This window comes from Xanthobacter autotrophicus ATCC 700552, assembly GCF_043194565.1.
Taxonomy (GTDB): domain Bacteria; phylum Pseudomonadota; class Alphaproteobacteria; order Rhizobiales; family Xanthobacteraceae; genus Xanthobacter; species Xanthobacter autotrophicus_F.
In genome coordinates this window covers 1-23,021 of sequence record NZ_JBAFVS010000042.1, presented here as the reverse complement: position 1 = coordinate 23,021, position 23,021 = coordinate 1, and the positions used below count along the sequence as shown (strand labels likewise).

At 68.0% G+C, this 23,021-nt stretch carries 20 protein-coding genes and 3 pseudogenes; 13 read left to right on the top strand and 10 right to left on the bottom strand.

Features of this window, described 5'->3' with window-relative positions:
* The first annotated feature begins 227 nt into the window (after positions 1 to 227).
* The 3 genes and pseudogenes from V5F48_RS24255 to V5F48_RS24245 all read left to right on the top strand — a co-directional run bounded on the left by V5F48_RS24255 (position 228) and on the right by V5F48_RS24245 (position 1,499).
* Positions 228 to 1,174 (top strand): annotated as a pseudogene (locus tag V5F48_RS24255) (IS630 family transposase).
* Between the two features lie 11 nt (positions 1,175 to 1,185).
* Positions 1,186 to 1,341: pseudogene (locus V5F48_RS24250) on the top strand (transposase); the annotation flags it as partial.
* A gap of 35 nt (positions 1,342 to 1,376) precedes the next feature.
* On the top strand, positions 1,377 to 1,499 hold the full coding sequence (locus V5F48_RS24245) for a hypothetical protein (protein ID WP_394032917.1): 123 nt from the start codon (positions 1,377 to 1,379) through the stop codon (positions 1,497 to 1,499).
* A gap of 255 nt (positions 1,500 to 1,754) precedes the next feature.
* Here V5F48_RS24245 and V5F48_RS24240 read toward each other — a convergent pair.
* From V5F48_RS24240 to V5F48_RS24210, 7 genes and pseudogenes are all read right to left on the bottom strand, one after another.
* Positions 1,755 to 1,994: pseudogene (locus V5F48_RS24240) on the bottom strand (transposase); the annotation flags it as partial.
* Positions 1,995 to 2,078: 84 nt separating this feature from the next.
* On the bottom strand, positions 2,079 to 3,755 hold the full coding sequence (locus tag V5F48_RS24235) for an electron transfer flavoprotein-ubiquinone oxidoreductase (RefSeq protein WP_394260541.1): 1,677 nt from the start codon (positions 3,753 to 3,755) through the stop codon (positions 2,079 to 2,081).
* A 100-nt stretch (positions 3,756 to 3,855) separates the two neighbouring features.
* Complete coding sequence (locus V5F48_RS24230) at positions 3,856 to 5,010, bottom strand: acyl-CoA dehydrogenase family protein (protein ID WP_394032873.1); 1,155 nt, start codon at positions 5,008 to 5,010, stop codon at positions 3,856 to 3,858.
* A gap of 10 nt (positions 5,011 to 5,020) precedes the next feature.
* Positions 5,021 to 6,217: an acyl-CoA dehydrogenase family protein gene (locus V5F48_RS24225; RefSeq protein WP_394032872.1), complete on the bottom strand. Its 1,197-nt coding sequence runs from the start codon at positions 6,215 to 6,217 to the stop codon at positions 5,021 to 5,023.
* A 3-nt stretch (positions 6,218 to 6,220) separates the two neighbouring features.
* Positions 6,221 to 7,408: an acetyl-CoA C-acyltransferase gene (locus V5F48_RS24220; protein WP_394260540.1), complete on the bottom strand. Its 1,188-nt coding sequence runs from the start codon at positions 7,406 to 7,408 to the stop codon at positions 6,221 to 6,223.
* A 21-nt stretch (positions 7,409 to 7,429) separates the two neighbouring features.
* The gene (locus V5F48_RS24215; RefSeq protein WP_394260539.1) at positions 7,430 to 9,127 is read right to left on the bottom strand and encodes an AMP-binding protein; all 1,698 of its coding nucleotides are present in this window, start codon (positions 9,125 to 9,127) and stop codon (positions 7,430 to 7,432) included.
* Positions 9,127 to 11,211 (bottom strand): 3-hydroxyacyl-CoA dehydrogenase NAD-binding domain-containing protein, encoded by a 2,085-nt coding sequence (locus tag V5F48_RS24210; RefSeq protein ID WP_394032866.1) that lies wholly within the window; start codon positions 11,209 to 11,211, stop codon positions 9,127 to 9,129. Before V5F48_RS24210 ends, V5F48_RS24215 begins: the two co-directional genes overlap by 1 nt.
* A gap of 456 nt (positions 11,212 to 11,667) precedes the next feature.
* On the opposite strand from V5F48_RS24210, the gene V5F48_RS24205 reads away from it, so the two are divergent.
* The 10 genes from V5F48_RS24205 (at position 11,668) to V5F48_RS24160 (ending at position 20,994) form a co-directional block, all read left to right on the top strand.
* Positions 11,668 to 12,849, top strand: coding sequence for an ABC transporter substrate-binding protein (locus V5F48_RS24205; RefSeq protein WP_394032864.1), 1,182 nt, complete (start codon positions 11,668 to 11,670; stop codon positions 12,847 to 12,849).
* Positions 12,850 to 12,970: 121 nt separating this feature from the next.
* Positions 12,971 to 13,843, top strand: coding sequence for a branched-chain amino acid ABC transporter permease (locus tag V5F48_RS24200; RefSeq protein WP_394032862.1), 873 nt, complete (start codon positions 12,971 to 12,973; stop codon positions 13,841 to 13,843).
* An 11-nt stretch (positions 13,844 to 13,854) separates the two neighbouring features.
* Positions 13,855 to 14,877, top strand: coding sequence for a branched-chain amino acid ABC transporter permease (locus V5F48_RS24195; protein ID WP_394260538.1), 1,023 nt, complete (start codon positions 13,855 to 13,857; stop codon positions 14,875 to 14,877).
* Positions 14,870 to 15,580 carry an ABC transporter ATP-binding protein gene (locus tag V5F48_RS24190; protein WP_394032858.1) on the top strand — a complete coding sequence of 237 codons (711 nt, stop codon included), beginning with the start codon at positions 14,870 to 14,872 and terminating at the stop codon, positions 15,578 to 15,580. Before V5F48_RS24195 ends, V5F48_RS24190 begins: the two co-directional genes overlap by 8 nt.
* Positions 15,573 to 16,295 (top strand): ABC transporter ATP-binding protein, encoded by a 723-nt coding sequence (locus V5F48_RS24185; RefSeq protein ID WP_394032856.1) that lies wholly within the window; start codon positions 15,573 to 15,575, stop codon positions 16,293 to 16,295. The genes V5F48_RS24190 and V5F48_RS24185 overlap by 8 nt, the downstream gene beginning before the upstream one ends.
* A complete protein-coding gene (locus tag V5F48_RS24180; protein ID WP_394032854.1) occupies positions 16,292 to 17,281 on the top strand; it encodes an NAD(P)H-dependent flavin oxidoreductase in 990 nt (329 codons plus the stop codon). Before V5F48_RS24185 ends, V5F48_RS24180 begins: the two co-directional genes overlap by 4 nt.
* 59 nt (positions 17,282 to 17,340) lie before the next feature.
* Positions 17,341 to 18,087, top strand: a complete 747-nt coding sequence (locus tag V5F48_RS24175) for an enoyl-CoA hydratase-related protein (protein ID WP_394260537.1) — start codon at positions 17,341 to 17,343, stop codon at positions 18,085 to 18,087.
* A 90-nt stretch (positions 18,088 to 18,177) separates the two neighbouring features.
* The gene (locus V5F48_RS24170) at positions 18,178 to 18,990 is read left to right on the top strand and encodes an IclR family transcriptional regulator (RefSeq protein WP_394032850.1); all 813 of its coding nucleotides are present in this window, start codon (positions 18,178 to 18,180) and stop codon (positions 18,988 to 18,990) included.
* A gap of 26 nt (positions 18,991 to 19,016) precedes the next feature.
* Positions 19,017 to 20,171: a CaiB/BaiF CoA transferase family protein gene (locus V5F48_RS24165; RefSeq protein ID WP_394260536.1), complete on the top strand. Its 1,155-nt coding sequence runs from the start codon at positions 19,017 to 19,019 to the stop codon at positions 20,169 to 20,171.
* Positions 20,172 to 20,232: 61 nt separating this feature from the next.
* Positions 20,233 to 20,994, top strand: a complete 762-nt coding sequence (locus V5F48_RS24160; protein ID WP_394260535.1) for a thioesterase family protein — start codon at positions 20,233 to 20,235, stop codon at positions 20,992 to 20,994.
* A gap of 64 nt (positions 20,995 to 21,058) precedes the next feature.
* Here the strand turns inward: V5F48_RS24160 and V5F48_RS24155 are convergent, their stop codons facing one another.
* The 3 genes from V5F48_RS24155 to V5F48_RS24145 form a co-directional block, all read right to left on the bottom strand.
* A complete protein-coding gene (locus tag V5F48_RS24155) occupies positions 21,059 to 21,910 on the bottom strand; it encodes an IS3 family transposase (protein WP_394260534.1) in 852 nt (283 codons plus the stop codon).
* Between the two features lie 20 nt (positions 21,911 to 21,930).
* Entirely contained in the window at positions 21,931 to 22,215 is a 285-nt protein-coding gene (locus V5F48_RS24150; protein ID WP_394260533.1) for a transposase, read from the bottom strand.
* Between the two features lie 203 nt (positions 22,216 to 22,418).
* Positions 22,419 to 23,021 (bottom strand): site-specific integrase (locus V5F48_RS24145; protein WP_463596393.1); only part of this gene is annotated, 603 nt, incomplete at its 5' end.

Here is a 23,021-nt window from a genome sequence, read left to right as displayed (position 1 = left end):
ACAGACTGAAATGGAGAGGCGTTGTCTCCACAGCTTGTTGCTGAACAACAACAAGTTAGAGTCAGTACGTTAGACTCAGGTTTCCACGCCGATTGATGGTGTGGAACGGCCCCGCTACCGCAGCATCAGAATGCTAGAGTGTTTTCCTCGCGTTTTGATTCGGCTGGGCTTCCCAAATCTGCGGCGTTCTGATTCAAGCTTCGTGTCGGAGAGGGAGGCCGACATGCATGGCCAGGACGCTGTCTTTGGACCTGCGGGAGCGGGTGGTTGCCGCCGTCGAGGGCGGGATGTCGCGGCGGCAGGCGGCCGAGCGCTTCGGGGTGAGTATCGCCAGCGCCGTGCGCTGGTGCGCCAGGGTGCGGGAAACCGGAAGCGTCGCGGCCAAGCCGCGCGGCGGTGACACCCTCTCCGCCCGGATCGAGGCGCAGGCCGACCTGATCCTGAAGCTGGTGGAGGAGACAAGCGACATCACCCTGATGGAGCTTCAGGCGCGCCTCGCCGAACACGGACACCGCTTTGCCATCGGCACGCTGTGGCGCTTCTTCGATCGCCACCAGATCACCTGGAAAAAAGACCGCGCACGCGGCCGAGCAGGACCGCCCCGATATCCTGAAACAGCGCCAAGCCTGGTTCGACGGCCAACTGGACCTGGACCCGGAGCGGCTCGTCTTCATCGACGAGACCTGGGCTTCCACCAACATGGCGCGCCGCCACGGCCGTTGCCGGCGCGGGAAACGCCTGCGGGTCGGCGTGCCGCACGGCCACTGGAAGACGACCACCTTCGTCGCCGGCCTGAGATCCACCGGCATGGTCGCACCCATGGTACTCGACGGCCCGATCAACGCCGTGGCGTTCCTGGCCTATGTGGAACAGGTTCTCATTCCCCGAGCTTTCGCCAGGCGACATGGTGGTGATGGACAATCTCGGCTCCCACAAGGGGCCTCAGGTCCGCGCCGCCATCGAGGCTGCCGGCGCCGGTCTGCTTTATCTGCCGCCCTACAGCCCCGACTTCAATCCCATCGAGAAGGCATTCTCAAAGCTCAAGGCGCTCCTGCGCAAAGACGCCGAGCGCTCCGTCGCCGGCCTGTGGAACGCCATCGGTCGCCTCATCGACTGCTTCACGTCAAAGGAACGCCAGAACTTCTTCATGGCCGCAGGATATGAACCATTATGAGCGGAAAACGCTCTAAGGCAAGGGATCTGGCCGCATGGCTCGGCCTGACGCCTCGGCAACACTCGACCGGCGGCAAGACGATGCTTCTCGGGATTAGCAAACGCGGGAACGGCTATTTGCGCAAGCAGCTGATTCACGGTGCCCGAGCCGCTATGCCGCATCTCGCGGCGAGCCGAACCCGCTGGGCACTTTGCTGCAGACCATGCTGACCCGCGCGCACCCCAATGTCGTGGTTGTGGCGATGGCGGCGAAGCGGGCGTGCATCGCCCGGGCGGTGTTGCACACGCAGAAGGACTTCGATCGGCAGGCGCTTGCCGCCGTCTGATCACCCCGAACAGCGGGCGGCAAACGCCGCACGCTCAAGATGTCTGCGAGACGTGAAGTAAAGATGGCATAACATTCGTACCGGCAGCCTGAAAACCTGATTCTAAATGTGGTGCTCGCCACCGGCGCTTTTATGAGGATCAGGCTGCGCGCGGATATCCATCTTGGCCAGGGCCCGTCTCTGAGACCGGATACGTTGATGCAGACCACTCATGCCAACCAGACAACCCCCTTGCGGACGGGGCGGGCCATACGTTTTTAGGATGTCGCGCTCCTCCGTCACGCGCTGCAACTCGCGCTTCAGCCGGCGGACCTCAGCGGCCTGATCGTCATCGCGGGCCACGGCAGCAGGCTTGCCGTACTGTTTCCTCCACTCGTAGAGCGAGTACTTGCTGATCCCCAGCCGCGCAGCCACCTCCGCAACCGGATAGCCCCGTTCGGTGATCTGAACGACCGCGTCGCGCTTGAAGTCCTCGGTGAAGTTCGCTTTGCCCATCGGGGCCTCCTTGCCTAAAAATTTAGGGAAGAAGGCGTCCAGGAATCTAGGGGCGGTTCAGACCTCGGGACAGAACACATTCCCTCACATGTTCGGATAGTTGGGCCCACCGCCGCCCTCGGGGGCGGTCCAGGTGATGTTCTGGTTGGGGTCCTTGATGTCGCAGGTCTTGCAGTGCACGCAGTTCTGCGCGTTGATCTGGAAGCGCGGCGCATCCGCCCCCTCCTCGATCCATTCATAGACCCCCGCCGGGCAGTAGCGGTTGGACGGGCCGGCATAGATGTCGTGCTCCGACGCCTTCTGCAAAGCTATGTCCTTCACCACCAGATGCACCTGCTGGTCTTCCTCGTGGTTGGTGTTGGAGATGAACACCGAGGACAGCTTGTCGAAGGTCAGCACGCCATCCGGCTTGGGATAGGCGATCTTCTTGTAGTCCTTGGCCGGCTTCAGCGAGGCGGCGTCGGTCTTGCCGTGCTTCAGGGTGCCGAACAAAGAGAAGCCCAGCGTGTTGGTCCACATGTCCAGCGCGCCGAGCGGAATGCCGATGAAGGTGCCGAGCTTCGACCACAGCGGCTTCACATTGCGCACCTTCTTCAGGTCCGCGCCGATGGCGGAGGAGCGCCACGCCGCCTCGTAGCTCGCAAGCTCGTCGTGGCCGCGATCCTCGGCCAGCGCCCCGGCGAGGTGGTCGGCGGCCAGGATCCCCGAGAGCACCGCATTATGGCTGCCCTTGATGCGCGGCACGTTCACGAAGCCCGCCGCGCAGCCCACCAGCACGCCGCCGGGGAAGCTCAACTTGGGCACGCTCTGGTAGCCGCCTTCCGACAGCGCCCGCGCGCCATAGGCGATGCGCTTGCCGCCCTCGAAGGTGTCCCTGAAGAAGGGGTGGGTCTTGAAGCGCTGGAACTCGTCGAAGGGCGACAGCCAGGGGTTCTGGTAGTTGAGGTGGACCACGAAGCCCACCATCACCTGCTCATCTTCCATATGGTAAAGGAAGGCGCCGCCGCCGGTCTTGCCGTCCAGCGGCCAGCCGAAGCCGTGCTGCACCAGGCCGGGCTTGTGCTTCTCCGGCTTCACCTTCCACAGCTCCTTCAGCCCGATGCCGAATTTCGGCACGTCGCGGCCGGCGTCGAGGCCGTATCTGGCGATGAGCTGCTTGGTGAGATGGCCGCGCGCACCCTCGGCGAACACGGTGTAGCGCCCGCGCAATTCCATGCCGCGGGTGAACTCGCCCTTGGGCACGCCGTTCTTGTCGACGCCCATGTCGCCGGTGGCGATGCCGGCCACCGCGCCCTTGTCGTCATAAAGGATCTCGTCGGCGGCGAAGCCGGGATAGATCTCCACCCCCAGCGCCTCGGCCCGGGCGGCGAGGAAGCGGCAGACATTGCCCAGGGAGCCGACGAAATTGCCGTGATTGTTCATCAGCGGCGGCATGGCGAAATTGGGCAGGCGGAGGCCGCCGGCGGGGCCGAGCAGGTAGAAATGGTCGTCGTTGACCTCGACGGAGAGCGGCGCATCGGCCTCCTCCCGCCAGCCGGGCACCAGCGCATCGAGGCCGACGGGATCGATGACCGCGCCGGAGAGGATATGGGCGCCCACCTCGGAGCCCTTTTCCACCACCACCACCGAAATGTCGCTGCCGCGCTCGGCCGCCTGCTGCTTCAGGCGGATGGCGGTAGCCAGGCCCGCAGGGCCGCCGCCCACCACCACCACGTCATAATCCATGCCTTCGCGTTCAGGCGGTCCGTGCTCCGTACTCATATCAATATCCCAGAGAGATCATCGAACGCTCCACTAACTTTGTTCCCGTGGACCGTGTGGGCGCCTAAACCCGCCGCGCTCTTAAACCCAAGGAGAAGCTTCAACCTATCCCGACGAGGCCGCCGGCGAGGGTCACCCGGCGCTGGTGATAGGCGGTGTCGCCGAGCATCAGCTCGATCATGGCGAGGCGGCGGAAATGGTGGGCGCCGATGTATTCCATGGTCATGCCGATGCCGCCGTGCAGCTGCACCGCCGTCTGGCCGACGAAGCGGGCGGCGCGGTTGATCTGCACCTTGGCGGCCGAGAGGGCGACGGCGCGCTCGGCCGCGTCCTCCGCCTCGACCATCATGGCGGCATAGAGCGCCATGGAGCGGGCCTGCTCCAGCGCCACGAACATGTCCACCGCCTGGTGCTGCAGCGCCTGGAACGAGCCGATGGCGACGCCGAACTGCTTGCGCGTCTTCAGGTATTCCACCGTCAGCTCGTGCAGCGCCTCCATCAGGCCCACCGCCTCGGCGCACAGGGCGGCGATGGCGCCTTCCACCACCCGCTCGACGATGGCGAGGCCCTCGCCCACCGGGCCCAGCACTGCATCGGCGGGGATGAACACGTCGGAGAGGATCACGTCCGCCGCGCGGCCGCCGTCCTGGGTGGGATAGGCGAGGAGGCTGACGCCGGGCGCATTCACCGGCACGAGGAACAGCGTCATGGCGTCCGCGTCGCGCCGGTCGCCGGAGGTGCGGGCGCTGACCACCAGCGTCGCGGCGGCATCGGCGTTCAGCACCACGCTCTTGCGGCCGTCCAGGCGGAAGTCGCCGTCCACGGCGCGGGCGGTGGTAGCGACATCATTCAGGTCATAGCGCGCCTGCACCTCGGAATGGGCGAAGGCGAGGCCGGCGCTGCCGTCCATGAGGCCGGGCAGAAGGGCGGCGCGCTGGGCCGCATTGCCGGCGATGCGGACCGCGCCGCCGCCGAGGATGACGCTGGCGAAATAGGGCTCGGGCGCCAGCGCGCGGCCGAGCGCCTCCATCACCACCAGCGTTTCCACAGAGCCGCCGCCGAACCCACCGTCCTCTTCCGCGAACGGCAGGCCGAGGAGGCCCAGCTCCGCCAGCTCCGCCCACCGCGCCTTCGGAAAGCCGAGCGGCTCGGTCCGGGCGGCGGCCAACTGCTCGATGCCGGGGTAGGTGTCGGCTACCCAGCGCCGGACGGTGTCCTTGAGGAGCGACTGCTCGTCGGTCAGGTCGAAATCCATTGAGACCTCCTCACAGGCCGAGGATCGCCTTGGCGATCACATTGTGCTGGATCTCATTGGATCCGCCGTAGATGGACACCTTGCGGTGGTTGAAATAGACAGGCGCCGCCGCGTCGGCCCAGGCGAACAGGGCTTCGGCATCATTGTCGCCGGCGCCGTCGCGCAGGGCGGGCAGGGCCTGCGGGCCGGCCAGCTCCAGCAAGAGCTCAGTGGTGGCCTGCTGCAGCTCGGAGCCCTTGATCTTCAGGATGGAGGAGGCGGGATCGGGCTTGGTGGGATCGCGCGTCGCCTGCGCCGCCACCACGCGCATCTGGGTGATCTCCAGCGCCTTCAGCTCGATCTCCACGCTCGCGAGGCGAGAGCGGAAATCGAGGTCGTCCCACATGGTGCCGGCGCCGGCCGGGGTGGTGCGGGCGAGGCGCTTGATTCGGGCGATGCGCTCCTTGGACATGCCGATGCGGGCGATGCCGGTGCGCTCGTTGGCGAGCAGGAACTTGGCGTAGTCCCAGCCCTTGTTCTCCTCGCCCACGAGGTTCTCCACCGGCACTTTCACGGCGTCGAGGAACACCTCGTTCACCTCGTGCCGGCCGTCGATGGTGATGATGGGCCGCACGGTGACGCCTGGGCTCTTCATGTCGATGAGGATGAAGGAGATGCCGGCCTGCTTCTTGGCTGCGGGGTCGGTGCGGACGAGGCAGAACATCCAGTCGGCATACTGGCCGAGCGTGGTCCAGGTCTTCTGCCCGTCGACGATGTAATGGTCGCCGTCCTTGACCGCGCGTGTCTTCAGCGAGGCGAGATCGGAGCCGGCGCCGGGCTCGGAGAAGCCCTGACACCACCAGTCCTCCAGGCTCTTGATGCGCGGCAGGAAGCGGCGCTTCTGCTCCTCGCTGCCGAAGGTGGCGATCACCGGGCCCACCATGAAGCAGTTGAACTGCAGCGGTAGCGGCACCGCCGCCTGCATCAGCTCCTCCATGAAGATGTAGCGCTGAACCGCGCTCCACGGCTGCCCACCATGCTCCACCGGCCAGTGGGGCACGGCCCAGCCCTTGTCGTTCAGGATGCGCTGGGAGGTCACGTAGTCCTCGCGCGCCAGCTTGCGGCCCTCCGACACCTTGGTGCGGATTTCGGCCGGAATGGCGGTGCGGAAGAAGGTGCGGACCTCCTCGCGGAAGGCGGTTTCCTCGGGGGTGAAGCGCAGGTCCATAGGTCAGGCCTCCGGATTGATTTCGATGAGGCCCGCGGCACCCATGCCGCCGGCGATGCACATGGTGACGACCGCGTAGCGCACGCCGCGCCGGCGCCCTTCCAGCACCGCGTGGCCCACGAGGCGCGCCCCGCTCATGCCGAACGGATGGCCCACCGAGATGGCGCCGCCGTTGACGTTGCAGATCTCCGGGTCGATGCCGAGCGTGTCGCGGCAATAGAGCGACTGGGAGGCGAACGCCTCGTTCAGCTCCCACAGTCCGATGTCGGACACCTTAAGCCCGTTGCGCTCCAGCAGGCGCGGCACGGCGAACACCGGGCCGATGCCCATCTCGTCCGGCTCGCAGCCGGCGGTGGCATAGCCGCGGAAGGTGCCGAGCACCTGCGCTCCCCGCCGCGCCGCCTCGGTGGACGACATGAGCACGCTGGCGGAAGCGCCGTCCGAGAGCTGCGAGGCATTGCCGGCGGTGACGAACTGGTCTTCGCCGCGCACCGGCTTCAGCTTAGCGAGGCCCTCCAGCGTTGTGTCGGCGCGGTTGCCCTCGTCCTTGGCGAGGGTGACGCTCTCGCGCCGGGTCTCGCCGGTCTCCTTGTCGGTCACCGCCTTCTCGACGGTGATGGGCACGATCTCGTCATCGAACAGGCCGGCCTGCTGGGCGCGGGCGGTGCGCTTCTGGCTTTCGAGCGAGAAGGCGTCCTGCGCCGCGCGGGCGATGCCGTAGCGCCGCGCGACAGTATCGCCGGTCTCGATCATGGTGACGTAGACGTCCGGCTTGTTCGCCATCAGCCAGTCGTTGCGGAACAGCTCGCGGTCCACCGGCTGCACCAGCGAGATGGATTCCACCCCGCCGGCCACCGCCACCGGCACGCCGTCGAAAGCGATGCGTCGCGCGGCATGGGCCACCGCCTCCAGCCCCGAGGCGCAGAAGCGGCTGACCGTGACGCCGGTGGCGGTCACCGGGATGCCGGCCACGAGCGCCCCGTGGCGGGCGACGTTGCCGCCGGTGGCGCCTTCCGGATAGCCGCAGCCCATCACCACCTCCTCCACCTCGGCGGGGTCCACCTTGCCGCGGGCGAGCGCGTGACGGATGGCGTGGGCGGCCATGTCGGCGCCCTTGGTGATGTTGAGCGCGCCGCGCTGCGCCTTGCCGATGGGCGTGCGCGCGGTGGAGACGATGACGGCATCAGCCATTGGGCTTCCTCGTTCGGGTCTTCAGTGTGTTTCGGGGGCGTCGCCGGCGGCCGCGGCCACTTCCGCCATCAGCACCTTGGGCAGGAGCTTGCCGACGGGGCTGCGCGGCAGCTCATCGCGGAATTCCAGCGCTCGGGGCATCTCGTGGCGGCCGAGCCGGTCGGCGAGGAAGTCGGTGAGCGCGTCGAGGGTGAAGGGTTCGGCCCCGGCCTTCAGCTTCACGTAGGCCTTGGCGGACTGGCCGCGGTAGGCATCGGGCACGCCGATGACGATCACTTCCTCCACAGCCGGATGCTCGTAGATGGCGCTCTCCACCGCCGCCGGATAGACGTTGAAGCCCGAGGAAATGATCATGTTCTTGCGGCGGTCGACGATCTCGAACAGCCCGCTCTCGTCCATGCGCCCCATGTCGCCGGTGAGGAACCAGCCGTCGTGGAAGGCCGCGGCGGTGGCCGCCTCGTCGCCGAGATAGCCATTGAACACGTTGGGCCCGCGGATGGCGATCTCGCCCACCTCGCCGGGGGGCAGCGCCTCGCCCGGCGCGTCCATGGCGACGATGCGCAGGGCAAGGCCGGGCAAGGGAATGCCGATGAGCCCGAGCCGGCGCGGCACCCGGAAGGGCACCCGCGAGCCGGCGGGGCCGGTCTCCGTCATGCCCCAGCCGTTGTTGAGCTGGGTGCCGATGATGGCCTCGATGCGGGCCTGCACCTCGAACGGCAGCGGCGCGCCACCGGAGACGCAGGACTTCAGCGAGGAGAAGTCCATCGTCTCCACCCCCGGCCGGTTGAGCAGCGCCACCCACATGGTGGGCACGCCGGAGAACTGGCTGGCCTTCAACTCGCTCACGTCGCGGATCAGCCGCTCCACGTCGAAGCGCTGGCGCAGGAGGATCTCGTTGCCGTCGCGCACATGACGGAGCAGCACGGTGGTGAGCGCATAGATGTGGAACAGCGGCAGCACCGCCACCACCTTCTCGGTGCCGGCCACCAGCGGGCGGCTGCCGTCGCGCCACAGGCGATACATGCTCACCGCCGAGGTGAGGTTGCCGTGGCTGAGCATGGCGGCCTTGGGCAGGCCGGTGGTGCCGCCGGTGAACTGCAGCACCGCGATGTCGTCCACCGAGGGCAGCGGCGCATTGAGCGAGGCATCGCTGAACAGGCCGGCGAGGGGGCGCACGCCCGGCTGCGCGGGCGGGGGAAGCGGCGCGGTCTCACCGGTGCCCCAGAGGGCGTCGTCGCCCACCAGCACCTCGTCCACCACGCCGGTGTCCAGCATCTCCAGCGCGTCCGGCAGGAAGCCGGGCAGGTTGGTGGTGAGCAGGCGGCGCGCGCCGGTGGCCTTCAGCTTGTGGATGATCTCGCGCCGGGCATCGAGTGCGCTGATGTGCACCACCCGCGCCCCGAGCCGCGTCAGTGCGAAGAAGGCGATGGGATGCCAGGGCGTGTTGGGCAGCAGCAGGGCGATGTTGTCGCCGCGCCGCACCCCGTCCTGCGCCAGCCCGCTGGCGAGGCGCTCCACGTGGCGGCCGAGCGCGGCATAGCTGATCTTCGCGTCGCGGAAATCAAGCGCGGGCCGCTCCTGCCCGGTGGCGACGCCAGCGGCGAGCAGCTCTGGCAGGGTGGTGATCTCCAGCGGCGCGGACCAGTCGCACACGTCCGGAAAATGCGCCTGCCAGGGCGGCACCTCGCCACCCGGCACGGGGGAGGGCTGCGGCGACATCACGCCGCCACCGCCGCCGCGAACGTGCCGGCCCCGGCAGCGAGGCGCCTCAGCAGCGCCGCCGGCTTCAGGCTGTTGTCGCCGGTCTCGGCGGTCATCTCCTCGAGGCCCGCCACGATGCGGGTAAGGCCCACGCCCTCGGCCCACTGCATGGGCCCGCCGGTGAAGGACGGCCAGTTGTAGCCGTTTAGCCAGATGACATCGATGTCGCCGGAGCGGGCGGCGATGCCCTCCTCCAGGATCTTCGCGCCCTCGTTCACCATGGGGTAGAACAGGCGCGCCTGGATCTCCGCGGTGGTGAAGCTGCGGCGGGCGATGCCGCGCTCGGCGGACAGCGCCGCGATCAGCGCCTCGGTCTCCGGGTCCCGCGCGCCGGCGCGGGCGCCCTCGGGATAGAGATAGAAGCCGCGCCCGGTCTTCTGGCCGAACCGGCCCTGCTCCGCCAGCGCATCGGCCACCGGGGCCTTCACCGCCTTGTCGCCGGCCGCCTTGCGGGCGCGCCAGCCTATGTCGATGCCGGCGAGGTCCGCCATGGCGAACGGGCCCATGCGGAAGCCGAAATCGGTCACCGCCACATCCACCTCGTGGGGCAGGGCGCCGGCGAGGAGCAGGCGCTCGGCGGCCTCGGTGCGGCGCGCCAGCATGCGGTTGCCGACGAAGCCGTAGCACACGCCCACCACCACCGGCAGCTTGCCGAGCTTGCGGCCGAGATCGAGGGCGGTCACCAGCACGTCGGGCGCCGTCAGTTCCCCGCGCACCACTTCCAGCAGGCGCATCACATTGGCGGGGCTGAAAAAATGCAGGCCCACCACATCCTGCGGCCTGCTGGTGGTGGCGGCGATGGCATCCACGTCGAGGTAGGAGGTGTTGGTGGCGAGAATGGTGCCGGGCTTCGTCACCCGATCGAGGGTTCCGAAGATCTCGGCCTTGACGCCCATGTCCTCGAACGCCGCCTCCACCACGATGTCGGCATCTGCCGCCGCATCGAGGCCCACCTTGGGGGTGATGAGGGCCATGCGCGCGTCCATGGCCTCCTGGGTGAGGGAGCCGCGCTTCACGGAGGTGGCGTAATTGGCGCGGATGCGTTCCATGCCCACGTCGAGCGCCTCGGCCTTCACCTCGATGAGGGTGACGGGGATGCCCGCCTGGGCGAAGCACATGGCGATGCCGCCGCCCATAGTGCCGGCACCGATGACCGCCGCGGCGGCGATGGGCCGGGCCTTCACCTCCTTGCCGATGCCGGGAATGCGTGCGGCCTCCCGCTCGGCGAAGAAGACGTGGCGCAGGGCCTTGGAGCTCGGGTCGGCCAACAGCGCCTTGAAATGCGCCCGCTCGGCGGCGAGGCCGTCCGCGAACGGGCGCTCGAACACGCCGCGCACGGCATCGATCAGCGCCGGCACGTTGGGAACGCGGGCGGAGCGCTTGAGCGCGTCGGCGGCGGCGGCCTCGAAGGCGGCGCGGTCTTCCGCGGTCAGCTTGTCCGCGCCCTCGCGCGTCCGCGGCCAGGTGCCGGCGGCGGCAAGCGCCAGCGCGCGCTCGGCGGCGGCCGCCACCAGATCGCCGTCCGCGAGGGCGTCGGCGAGGCCGAGGCTGAGCGCCTTCTGCGCCGTCACCTGGTCGCCCGTGAGCATGAGGGCGAAGGCCGGCGCAGCGCCGATGAGACGCGGCAGCCGCTGGGTGCCGCCGGCACCGGGGATGATGCCGAGCTTGATCTCGGGCAGGCCCAGCCGCGCGCCGGGCGCCACCACCCGCGCATGGCAGGCGAGGGCGAGCTCCAGCCCGCCGCCGAGCGCCATGCCGTTGACGGCGGCGACCAGCGGCTTCGGGCAGTCCTCGATGGCGGCGAGCACGTCCGGCAGGGCGGGGGGAACCGGGGGCTTGCCGAACTCGGAGATGTCGGCGCCGGCGACGAACACCTTGCCGGCGGCGGTCAGCACGATGGCCTTGACGGCGGGGTCTGCCAGGGCGGCCGCGACGCCCTCGGCGATGGCGCCCCGGACGGCCGCGCCAAGCGCATTGACCGGCGGATTGTCGATGACGAGCACGGCCACGCCGTTCGAGACCTCGGTGCGGACCGGAGCCATGTTGTCCCCCTTACATTCTGCTATGCAGAATTGACGCCTGCAGTTTCTTGAAGACGTGCCCTGCAGAACGTGTCTTGTCAAGCACACATGTCGGGCAGTCAATGGTGCCTTGGTAAGCTTCGCCGATAGTTTGTTCCATTATGCAGAACTTGTGGCCGCATAATTGACAGGAGGCGGCGGCCCGTGCCATTCATCCTGCAACCCTGGGCGCCGGTCGCGTTGCGGGGGCACAACGCGGAGAAGCCGCGCGGAGGGGAGGTCTTCGCTGTCCGGACCGGGTCCGCGGCGGCGGCCGCCACACGTCCCGCGCATGCCCTTCCCGCCAAATTACCGCAGCCGCGGTCGCGTGGCGGACGGCGCGTGCCGCTCCGGTCACGGACACGTCTGCGCCCGCCGCCGCGGCCGCGCCGAGGGAATTCGGTCGTCCGGCGTCAGAAACGCTCAGGGAGGACACACATGGTCGGCAGGACAATCGTGTCAGCGGCGCTGGCGTTCGGCGTCACGCTGGCGGGGATCGCGAGCGCCTCGGCCCAGGATGCGCCGAAGACCTTCACCATCGGCGCGCACATGCCGCTCACCGGCTCGCTCGCCCGCTCCGGCCAAGCCTTCACCGAAGGCATGCAGGTGGCGGTGAAGATGTGCAACGCCGCCTCGCCGAAGTTCCAGGTGAAGGTGGACCTCATCGACGACGAGAGCACCCCGGCCAAGGCGGTCTCGGCGGTGGAGAAGCTGTCGTCCGACGGCGCGGTGGCGCTGATCGGCGGCTACGGCTCCAACATCATCGGCCCGGCGTCCGACGCCTCCGACAAGCTCGGAAAGGTGTACATCACCGCCGGCGCCGTCTCGGACGAACTGACCAAGCGCGGGCTGAAGACGTTCTTCCGCATCAACAACAATGCCGGCTATGAGCGCGGCATCGCCACCGTCATCAGCGACCTGAAGCCCGCGAAGGTGTCCATCATCGCCTCCACCAAGGAGGCGCCCGCGCTGCTCGCCGAGGGGCTGGAGAAGGACCTCGCCGCCAAGGGCATCGCCGTGACGGTGCACAAGTTCGACCCGGCGATTACGGACTTCAAGCCGATCATCAACAAGATCAAGCTGCAGGACAAGCCGGACATCATCATGATGTCGGCCTACGAGAACGACTACGTGGGCATCATCCGCGCCGCCAAGGTGCTGAAGCCCAGCGTGAAGCTGATCGTCGGCACCTGGTCCCTCGCCACCCCGAAGATGTACACGGAATTCCCCGACCTGATGAACAACGTGGTCGGAACCTCGTTCCTACCGTTCCCGGTGGAAGTGAAGGACGAGGAGGGGCGCAAATTCTCCGAGATCTACAAGCAGTCGTACAATAAAGAAATCGAATATCTCTCCACTCTGAGCTTCGTGGAGACCATGGCGCTGTGCGAGGCCATCGTCCGCGCCGCCGAGGCCGGCACGCTGGACAAGGGCGGGCTTGCCGCCGAGATGCGCAAGACCGACCGCAACAGCCTGCTCGGCCGCATCCAGTTCGACGAGACCGGCGACAACCCCAACTTCGCGCTCTCCATGGGCCAGCACCGCGACGGCAAGATCGTGCTGGTGTCGCCGAAGTCGGCTGCCACCGGCGAGATCGCCTATCCCGCCCTGCCGTGGTGAGCCGGAGCTGATGGAGGGCCCGCCGGCGCCGAAGCTTGCGGGCCCCGTCCTCCCCAGCGCGCCGATGCCGGCTGCCCGTTCCTGACGCCCTTCACCGCCCGCCTTGCCCATCCGAGGTGACATGACCGAACTCATCCTGCAGGCGCTGTTCTCCGGCGTGCTCATCGGCAGCGTCTATGCGCTGGTGGCCCTCGGCCTCGCCCTCGCCTTCGGCGCCATGCGCATCATCAACCTCGCCCACGGCGAGCTGGTGCTGCTGGCGGCCTACATGGCCTATCTGGTGGAATCGCGGACCGGGCTCGACCCCTATTTCGCCATCCCGCTCGCGCTGGTGGTGGTGGCGGCGGCGAGCTTCGCGCTGTTCCTGCTGGTGGACCGCATCAAGGAACACCGCGAGCTCAACTCGCTCATCCTCACCTTCGCCATCGGCATCATCCTCACCAACGCCATTCTCCTGGTGTTCGCCAGCGACGTGCGCACCACCGCATCGCCCTTCCTGCAGGATGCGGTGTCGCTGGGCGACCTGTTCGCCATGCGCAGCGAGATCATCGCCTTCGTGCTCTCGCTGGTGCTGATGGGCGCGCTGTGGTGGTGGCTGAAGTCCAGCTGGTACGGCCGCGCGGTGCGGGCCGTCTCCTCCAATCGCGGCGCCGCCAAGCTCATGGGCATCAACCCCACGCGCATTGAGACGGTGTCGTTCCTGGTGGCGGGCGCGCTCGCCTCGTTCGCCGGCGTAGCGCTCTACACCATGAGCGTGGTGCAGCCGGCCACCGGACATGCCCTGACGGTGAAGGCCTTCATCATCACCGTGCTGGCCGGCGTCGGCTCCATTCCCGGCGTGTTCCTCGGCGCGGTGCTGCTCGGCGTCACCGAGGCGCTGACCGTGACGCTTGCCTCGTCCGCCCTGCAGGAGCTCGCCGGCATGGTGCTGTTCCTGCTCGTCCTGTTCCTGATGCCGAACGGCCTGTTCGGCGCGCGCGCCCGTCGCGGCTGAAAGGCGAAGCCATGCCGGTCACTTCCAATGCCGCTCCGCCCGCGGCCACGTCCCGGAGCGCCCGCGGCGCGCTCATCGGCGTGGGGCTCCTCGCGCTGGCGCTGCTGCCGCTGGTGGCGGGCGCCAGTCCCTACATGCTGGGCTTGCTGATCTCGGCGCTCATCCTCGCCGGCCTCGCGCTGTCGTGGGCGCTGCTGGGCAATCTCGGCGGCATGGTCTCGTTCGGCCATGCGGCTTTCTTCGGGGTGGGCGCCTATGGCTCGGCGCTGCTGGCGGGCAAGCTCGGCGTGCCGGTGCTCCTCGCCATCCCGCTGGGCGGGCTGATCGCCACGGTGTTCTCGCTGGCGATGCTGCCGGCGCTGCGGCTCTCCGGGCCGTACTTCGCCCTCGCCATCCTCGCCTATGCGCAGATCTTCCGCATCCTCGCCACCGAGCTCGACTGGCTCACCGGCGGCGCGGCGGGGCTGCAGCGCTATCCGGGCCTGCCCACCGTGGTCGGCTTCAACCTGGCGGACCGGGCGGGCAGCTACGTGCTGGTGCTCGCCTTCGTCGCGGTGTTCGCCTTCGTCTACATGGCGCTCAGGCGCAGCCATGTGGGCACCGCTTTGCGCGCCATCGCCGACAGCGAGGACGCGACCCGCGTGGTGGGCGTCAACGCCACCGTGCTGAAGACCTGGATGCTGCTGCTCTCCGCCTTCATCGCCGGGGTGTTCGGCGCGCTCAACGCCCACATCATCGGCTTCCTGGAGCCGGACTACGCCTTCTCCGGCATCTGGAGCGTCATGCCCATCATCGCCGCGGTGTTCGGCGGCTACCGCAGCGTGCTGGGGCCCATCTTCGGCGCGGTGGTGATCTATCTGTTCGACCAGGTGATCGCAAAAAGCCTCATTCCGGTGGGCCATCAGATCCTACTCGGCATTGTGCTCGCCATCATGGTGCTGCTGGCGCCCAACGGCCTGTCCGGTCTCGTCGCCCGCTTCCTGCCGCGCCTCGCCGGCCGCGGCCTCCCCAACACGGAGAAGGGCCATGCTTGAGCTCGACGCCGTCACCGTCCGCTTCGGTGGCCTCACCGCCCTGTCGGGTATCTCGTTCCGCATCGCGCAAGGCGAGATCCTCGGCCTCGTGGGGCCGAACGGGGCGGGCAAGACCACCCTGTTCAATTCCATCTCCGGCCTCGTGAAGGCCCGCGGGCGCATCAGTTTCAACGGACGGGAGGTGACCTCCCTGCCGCTGCACAAGCGGGCGCGGGCTGGTATCGGGCGCACCTTCCAGATTCCCCAGCCCATGCATCATCTCACCGTGCGAGAGAACCTTGCGGTGGCGCAGGTGTTCGGCGCCGGGCGATACGACGAGAAGCGGATCGACGAGATCCTCGCGGTGATGGAGCTATCCCACAAGGCCGATGCCGACGCCGCCACCGCCCTGGCGCTGCAGGAGCTGAAGCGGCTGGAGATCGCCAAGGCGCTCGCCACCGAGCCGAAGCTGCTGCTGCTGGACGAGGTGCTGGCCGGCCTCGAGAGCAACGCGAAGCGCTCCTTCATGCTGAAGCTGAAGGAGCTGCACGCGCTGTTCGGCCTCACCATCGTCATCGTCGAGCACGACATCGAGACCATCTCGGGCTTGTGCACGCGGGCGGTGGTGCTCAACTTCGGCCAGCTCCTCGCCGACGGAACGCCGGCCGAGGTGTTCAGCAATCCGGCCGTGGTGGAGAGCTACACGGGGACCGCCCATGCTTGAGACGCGCAACCTTTCCTCCGGCTACGGCGCCATCACCGTCTTGTGGGACGTGAACCTCACGTTCCGCGCCGGCGCGCTCACCGCCATCGTGGGCCCCAACGGCGCCGGCAAGACCACGCTTCTGCGCACCCTCACCGGGCTTCTGCCCTACAGCGGCGAGATCCTGATGGATGGCGCGCCGTTAAAGGGGAAGACCTGGGACCTCGCCGCCCAGGGGCTGGTGATGGTGCCGGAAGGGCGCCTCGTGTTCCGCGACATGTCGGTGGAGGAAAACCTCTGCCTCGGCGCCTATCCCGAGCGCTGCCGCGGCGATCTTTCCGCCAATCTGGAGCGCATGTACGCCTTCTTCCCGCGCCTGAAGGAACGCCGGCACCAGCTTGCTGGCTCGCTCTCCGGCGGCGAGGCGCAGATGGCGGCCATGGGCCGCGGGCTGATGGCCAAGCCCCGCATCCTGCTCATCGACGAGCCGTCGCTGGGCCTCGCCCCGGTGATCGTGAACGAGGTGTTCGACATCATCCGCCGGCTGAAGGGCGAGGGCACCACCATCGTCCTCATCGAGCAGAACACCCGCATCGCCCTCTCGGTGGCGGACGACGTGCACCTCATGCGCTCGGGCAAGGTGATCCTGTCCGAGAAAGCGCAGGGCCTCGATCTCGACCGCCTGCATGATCTCTATTTCGCCCGCGAGGGCGCGAAGGAAGGAGCCGGACGATGACCGCGCCGTCAGACCGTCTTCCGGCCGTCTTCCGCGGCACGCTCTCGCTGCCGGTGATCGCTTCGCCTATGTTCATCCTGTCGGGTCCGGAGCTGGTCATCGCCGAATGCCTCGCCGGCCTGGTGGGCGCCTTCCCGGCGCTGAACGCCCGCGCGCCGGACACGCTGGATGGATGGCTCACACGCATCAAGGCGGAGCTGGCGGCCGCGCGCGCCGCCGATCCAACGCGCCGCATCGCCCCGTTCTCGGTGAACCAGATCGTCCACGCCTCCAACGACCGGCTGGAGCGCGACATGGAGACCTGCGTCGCCCATGAGGTGCCGCTCATCATCACCTCCCTGCGCGCGCCGGGCGAGGTGGTGCGGCAGGCCCACTCGTATGGCGGCGTCGTCTTCCATGACGTCACCACCGTGCGCCATGCGGAGAAGGCGCTGGAGGCCGGGGTGGACGGCCTCATCCTAGTGTGCGCGGGGGCCGGCGGCCATGCCGGCACGCTGAGCCCGTTCGCGCTGCTGGGCGAGGTGCGCCGCTTCTACGACGGGCCGGTCGCGCTCGCCGGCGCCATCACCACCGGGGAAGCCATCCTCGCCGCGCAGGCGCTGGGGGCGGACTTCGCCTACATGGGCACGCGCTTCATCGCCACGGCCGAATCCCGCGCGGTGCCGTCCTACAAGGAGATGATCGCCGACGCCTCGGCCGCCGACATCCTCTATTCGCCCTTCTTCACCGGCGTGCCGGGCAATTACCTGAAGCCCTCCGTCGTCGCCTCAGGTCTCGACCCGGACAACCTGCCCAATGCCGACAAGACCGCCATGAGCTTCAGCTCCGGCAAGGTGAAGGCGTGGCGCGACGTGTGGGGCGCGGGGCAGGGGGTGGGCACCATCGCCGATGCGCCGCCGGTGGCAGAGGTCGTCGCCCGCCTCGCCCGCGAATATGCCGACGCCCGCGCCCGCCTCGCCGTTGATGCGGCGGGCTTCGCCGCCTGAACGCCGACACCGTACCGCGCCCTGTCCATGGCGCGCCAGAAGGATCAGGAGCCGCCGCCATGACGCAGAGCCTCATCGTCACCGATCCGCACCCCGGCGTGCGCCTTCTCACCATGTCCCGGCCCGAACGCCGCAACGCGCTGGACCGCGCCACCTACACCGCGCTGGGCGACGCCTTCGCCGCCGCCGGAGAGGATGAGGCGGTGCGGGTGGTAGTGCTGACCGGGGCCGGCAACTGCTTCACTGCCGGCAACGACCTCGCCGATTTCCAGGACACCTCCAATGCGGGTGAGCCGAGCGCCGGCCTCACCTTCCTGAATGCCCTCACCGCCTTTCCCAAGCCGGCGGTGGCGGCGGTGGAGGGGTTCGCGGTGGGCATCGGCACCACCATGCTGCTGCATTTCGATCTCGCCTATGCCGGCGCCGGAGCGCGCTTCCGCCTGCCGTTCGTCAATCTCGGCCTGTGCCCGGAGGGCGCGTCGAGCTACCTGCTGCCGCGCATCGCCGGGTCCAAGCGCGCGAGCGAGCTGCTGCTGCTGGGCGAGGTGTTCGGCGCCGAGGTGGCGGCGGAAGCCGGCATCGTCAATGCGGTAACCGAGGAGGGCGGAGCCCTTCCCCTCGCGCTGGCAAAGGCGCTGGCGCTGGCGGCGCTTCCGCCGCGCTCGCTAGCCACCACCAAGCGCCTGCTGCGCGCGGCCACCGCCGGCCCGGTGGCGGATGCGCTGGCGCTGGAGGCCGAGCACTTCCACGCCCTGCGGCTAGAGCCGGCCGCGCAGGCGGCATTCGCCGCCTTCTTCAGGAAATAGGGCCCGCGATGCGCCCGGCCGCGAATCCCCGATAATGGCGTGGGTCCGAGCCTCTCACCGCAGTGTCCGGACGCCAGCGAGAGCACGACCATGCGACAGACCGAAAACGCAGCCCAAGATCTCGACGCCGATGGCGACGGCAAGGACGACCGCCACTTCGTGACCGCCCTCGCGCGCGGGCTGGAGGTGCTGGCCTGCTTCAAGCGCGGCGAGACCTTCCTCGCCAACCACGAGATCACCGAGCGCTGCAAGCTGCCGCGCTCCACCGTCTCGCGGCTCACCTACACGCTCACCAAGCTCGGCTACCTGCATTACGCCGAGGAGGTGGGCAAGTATCGCCTCGGCACCCAGCTGATGGCCCTGAGCACGGTGGCGCTGGGCGGGCTCGATGTCCGCCAGATCGCGCGCCCGGCCATGCGCGAGCTCGCCAATTTCTCCAACGCCACCGTGGGCCTCGCGGTGCGCGACCGCCTGTCCATGCGCTACGTGGAGTGCATGCGCGGACCGGCGGCCATCTCTCTCAACATCGAGGTGGGGGTGCGCATGTCCATGGTGCGCTCCTCAATCGGTCGCGCCTTCATCGCCGCCCTGACGCCGGCCGAGCGCGCGCCGCTGTTCGAGGAACTGCGCATGCTCGATCCGCTCGCTTGGCCCAAGGTGCGCGAGACTCTCGAGAAGGCGATCAAGGATCACGCCACGCTCGGCTGCTGCTGCTCGTTCGGCGAGTGGCAGGAGAGCGTCAGCTCCATCGCTGTCGGCTTCCGGCCGGGGCGCGGCCTGCCGCCCATGGCGATCAATTGCGGGGCGCCCACCGTCATCACCGCCCCACAGTTCCTGCTCGACGAGGTGCGCCCGCGCCTCGTGGAAATGGTGCGTGGGCTCGATGGGGTGATGGGGGCCTGACCGTGTACAAACTGGAGCTTGCGTCGATGATTGAAACCAATTCCACCGGCGCTCATGGGCTGGCCGACGATCTGCCGCTCGCCGGCGTGCGCGTGCTCGACCTGTCGCGCATCCTCGCCGGCCCCTGGTGCGCGCAGGTGCTGGGCGATCTCGGGGCGGAGGTGGTGAAGGTGGAGCATCCCGAGCGCGGCGACGACACCCGCGACTGGGGCCTGCGGACCGGCGCCACCAACACTTCTTATTTCGACGCGGTGAACCGCAACAAGACGTCCGTCGGCATCGATCTCTCGACCCCCGAGGGCCTCGCCCGCGTCAAGGCCATGGCGCGGGACGCCGACGTGCTGGTGGAGAATTTCAAGACCGGCGGCGCCGACCGTCTCGGCGTCGGCTACGAGGCGCTCAGCGCGGAGAACCCCGGCCTCATCTATTGCTCCATCACCGGCTACGGCTCCGAGGGGGCGGAAGCGACCCGCCCCGGCTATGACCTGCTGGTGCAGGGTGAGGCGGGGCTGATGGCCCTGAACGGGGAGGCCGGCCAGCCGCCGCTCAAGTTCGGCGTGGCGGCGGTGGACCTGTTCACCGGCCAGTATGCGGCGCAGGCGGTACTCGCCGCGCTCTACCAGCGCACCCGCACCGGCCGGGGCCGTCGGGTGGAGCTGGCGCTGTTCGACTGCGGCCTCGCCATCACCTCCTATTACGGGCTGGAGGCGCTGGTGCAGGGCAAGGACCCGCCGCGCTACGGCAATGCCCATCCCTCCATCGTGCCTTACGGCGTGTTCGAGGCGGCGGACGGGCCGCTCGTCATCACCGTGGGCAACAATACCCAGTTCCGGCGCTTCTGCACGGTGGTGCTGGGCCGGCCGGAGCTGGCGGAGGATCCGCGCTTCGCCACCAATCTCGAGCGCTCGCGCAACCGGGCGGAGCTGCTGCCGCAGATCGGCGCCGAGTTGCACCGGTACAGCCGCGGGGAGCTGCTGGCGAAGCTGCGCGCCGAGGGCATTCCCGCCGGCGAGGTTCTCGGCCTTCACGAGGCTCTGACATCGGACCGGACGCGGTCCAGCGGCATGGTGGTGCACGCCGCGGCCGATAGCGCGGTGAGGTCTGTCCTGGCTCCTCCCTATCGCTTCGACGGACACCGCCTCCCGATTCGCGCGATGCCGCCGTCGCTCGGGCACGATTGAATAGAAGCGAAACGAAAGAGCTTCAATGCCACGCCACACCGCACCCGATAGTAAGCAGGCCATGAGCGTGTTGGAACCGCTGGGTGACGGCGTCTGGCGGGCGGGGTGCTTTGCCCGCGGTCCGTTCGACGGCGTTCATGGCGGCATAGTGACAACCGCGATGATGGCGGAGATGGAGAAGGCCGCACCGGAAGGTTTGCGGCCCCTTGCGGTGCGCACGGACTTTCTTCGGCCAACCCCGTTGGGGAGCGTGCTTGAGGTAAAGGTGCAGCCGGTGCGGGTGGGTCGTCGCACCGCGTTATTCGATGCGCGCCTGGAGGTCGATGGTGTGGTTACCGCACGCTGTACGATGACCTTCGCGGGAGAAACCGGGATTGCGACACTTGAAGCCCACTATGCCTCCGACCCAGCCCCACCTGATAGAGATCCACAGGGCTTACCCCGGCGCAATGTTGGGGTGAGCCACGGCGAATCCTGGCTTCTGGACGTGCTGGATCCACGTCTGGCCGAAGATGGCGGCGTTTGGTTCCGATGGACTATTCCGGTGGTACCGATGGCATCCGCCTTCCTCACGGCTATCGCGCCCGCCGATACCTTGCACGGCATGGCCCGTCCTGGCTTGCCGGGACCAGCACCTGTTGCGGGCTACCCCAACACCGACCTCGCCATTCACTTCACCCGTGAGCCGCGTGGGGAATGGATTGGAGTTCGTCCGGTGACGCGATGGCAAAAGACCGGCATTGGCATCGGCTTCGGCGACCTGGTTGATCTCGATGGTACATTCGGGCATGCCGCCATGGGCGTTGTTCTGCTGCCGTTCTAACAGTGAGGTGGTCCCGCATTGGCGGACAGTTTGGCGGCTTCGCTAAGCTTGGTTCTGGTGTGTGTCACGCCGCCATGTTGATGCCGTCGCAGGCCATGTGGACCTCCTCCGGCGTTCTGCCGCCGAGAGCCGAGTGGGGCCTCGTGCGATTGTAGTAGGTGATCCATCGGCCGATCCCGGCCCGCGTCTCGGAACCGGTTTCGAAGGCGTTGAGGTAGATGCACTCGTATTTCAGCGACCGCCAGAGGCGCTCGATGAACACGTTGTCCATCCACCGGCCGCGGCCATCCATGGAAAGCCGTACGCCGGCGTCCAGCAGCACCTGGGTGAAGCGCGGGCTGGTGAACTGGCTGCCTTGGTCGGTGTTGAAGATGCCCGGCCGCCCGAACCGGGACAAGGCCTTCCTCCAGTGCCTCGATGCAGAAGTCGGCCTCCATCCATAACAATCTGGGACGGATTGCGTTCGCAATCCTATCAACAGAGCCCTGCGGCTGTGCCAGTCCATGATGGCGACCAGGTACAGGAACCCGCGCCGCATCGGGATGTAGGTGATGTCGGCGCACCAGACCTGGTCAGGCTCGTCGATCGCCATGTTCCGCAGGAGATAGGGGAAGACGCGGTGCTGCGGGTGCCGCACTGTGGTCTTCGGCCGCTGGTAGATGGCGGCCAGCCCCATGCGGGCCATGAGGCGCCGCACGCGCTTGCGTCCGACCTCATGGCCCTGCCGGCGCAGATGACGAACCATCTGCCGCGAGCCGCACCTGGGCGTCTCGAGGAACTGGCCGTCGATCACCCGCATGACGGCAAAGGTCTCGAGGCTTTCGGTCCGCGGGCCGCCGTAGAACGCTGACCGGCTGATGCCGACCAGGGCGCATTGGCGCTTGATCGGCAGTTGAGGGTGATCCGGTTCGATCATCTCGCGTCTCGCCCCCACGCTTAGCGCCCGGAGGCCCGACGCAAAAAATCCCGTTCCACCACCAATTGGCCGATCTTGGCATGGAGCTGGTCGATCTCGCTCTCGCGGACGGCATCGGCCGCTTCCACCTTGCCGGAAAACACCGTGGCCATTCCCTCGACGGCCTGCTTCTTCCAGGCGTTGATCATAGTCTGGTGGACGCCGTGCTTGGCGGCCAGATGCGCTACCGTCTGCTCCCCGCGGAGTGCCTCAAGGGCCACCTTCGCCTTGAACTCCGCTGAATATCGCTTCCTCTTCCCGGTCATCGGGCTCGTCCTTCCGTCAGGCCGAACCAAGCTTAGCTCCCTGTCCGGGTTTCGGGGACCACCTCACCTGGCGCTGGTACGCCAGCGCATGCATGTTCCCGATTGCCGTTTGCGGCCGTTCGGCGCTGGATGGCCACCTCCTCCCAAAGCGGACGTATCACCCGTCCGCCATCGTTCAAAATCCAAGAGGGCTGTTAACAACCTCAACGGGACGGTATACGTGTGGGCCGTAGGGCGGCTTGGAAGTTTGCCGCAATCACCTCACGCCGGGCGAACTCGTCCTCAGCGCGTCGGATGGCACGCCGCGTGGCTCCCAGGCCCAGCCAGGCAAACAGTTTCTCGTCCTTCGCGATGGTCTCTCCGAGCGCGTTGAAAATTGTCGAGCTGACGGCCTGCTGCTGGGCTCGCAGGTGATCTTCCAGGAGCTTGTGCCGGGTGATGTAGCCGGCATTCACCCCGGGAATAGAGTGGTTCATCAGCATGCGAGCATCCAATTCCGAAACGCCCGCAGGAGTGGCGATCGTGCGGAAGGTCTGACGCAGGTCATTCCCCCATTTCGACAGGGTCTCTCGGTCCTCCTTCTGCTCGGCAAGATGCCCATCGGCGCTATCGGCGGGGAAGATCCACTCCCGCGCCTCGAACGGATGCATCAAGCGACCGAAGCGCATCGCCCGCATCAGGCACCTGATCATTTGCCGCGATAGCGGGATATCGAAGGCGCGGTCAGTGCCTCCCTTGGGCCTGGGGATGTGCAGCACCCTCCGCCGCAGATCAAGGTGCGAGGGCCTGGCCTCCTTCAGCGCGGC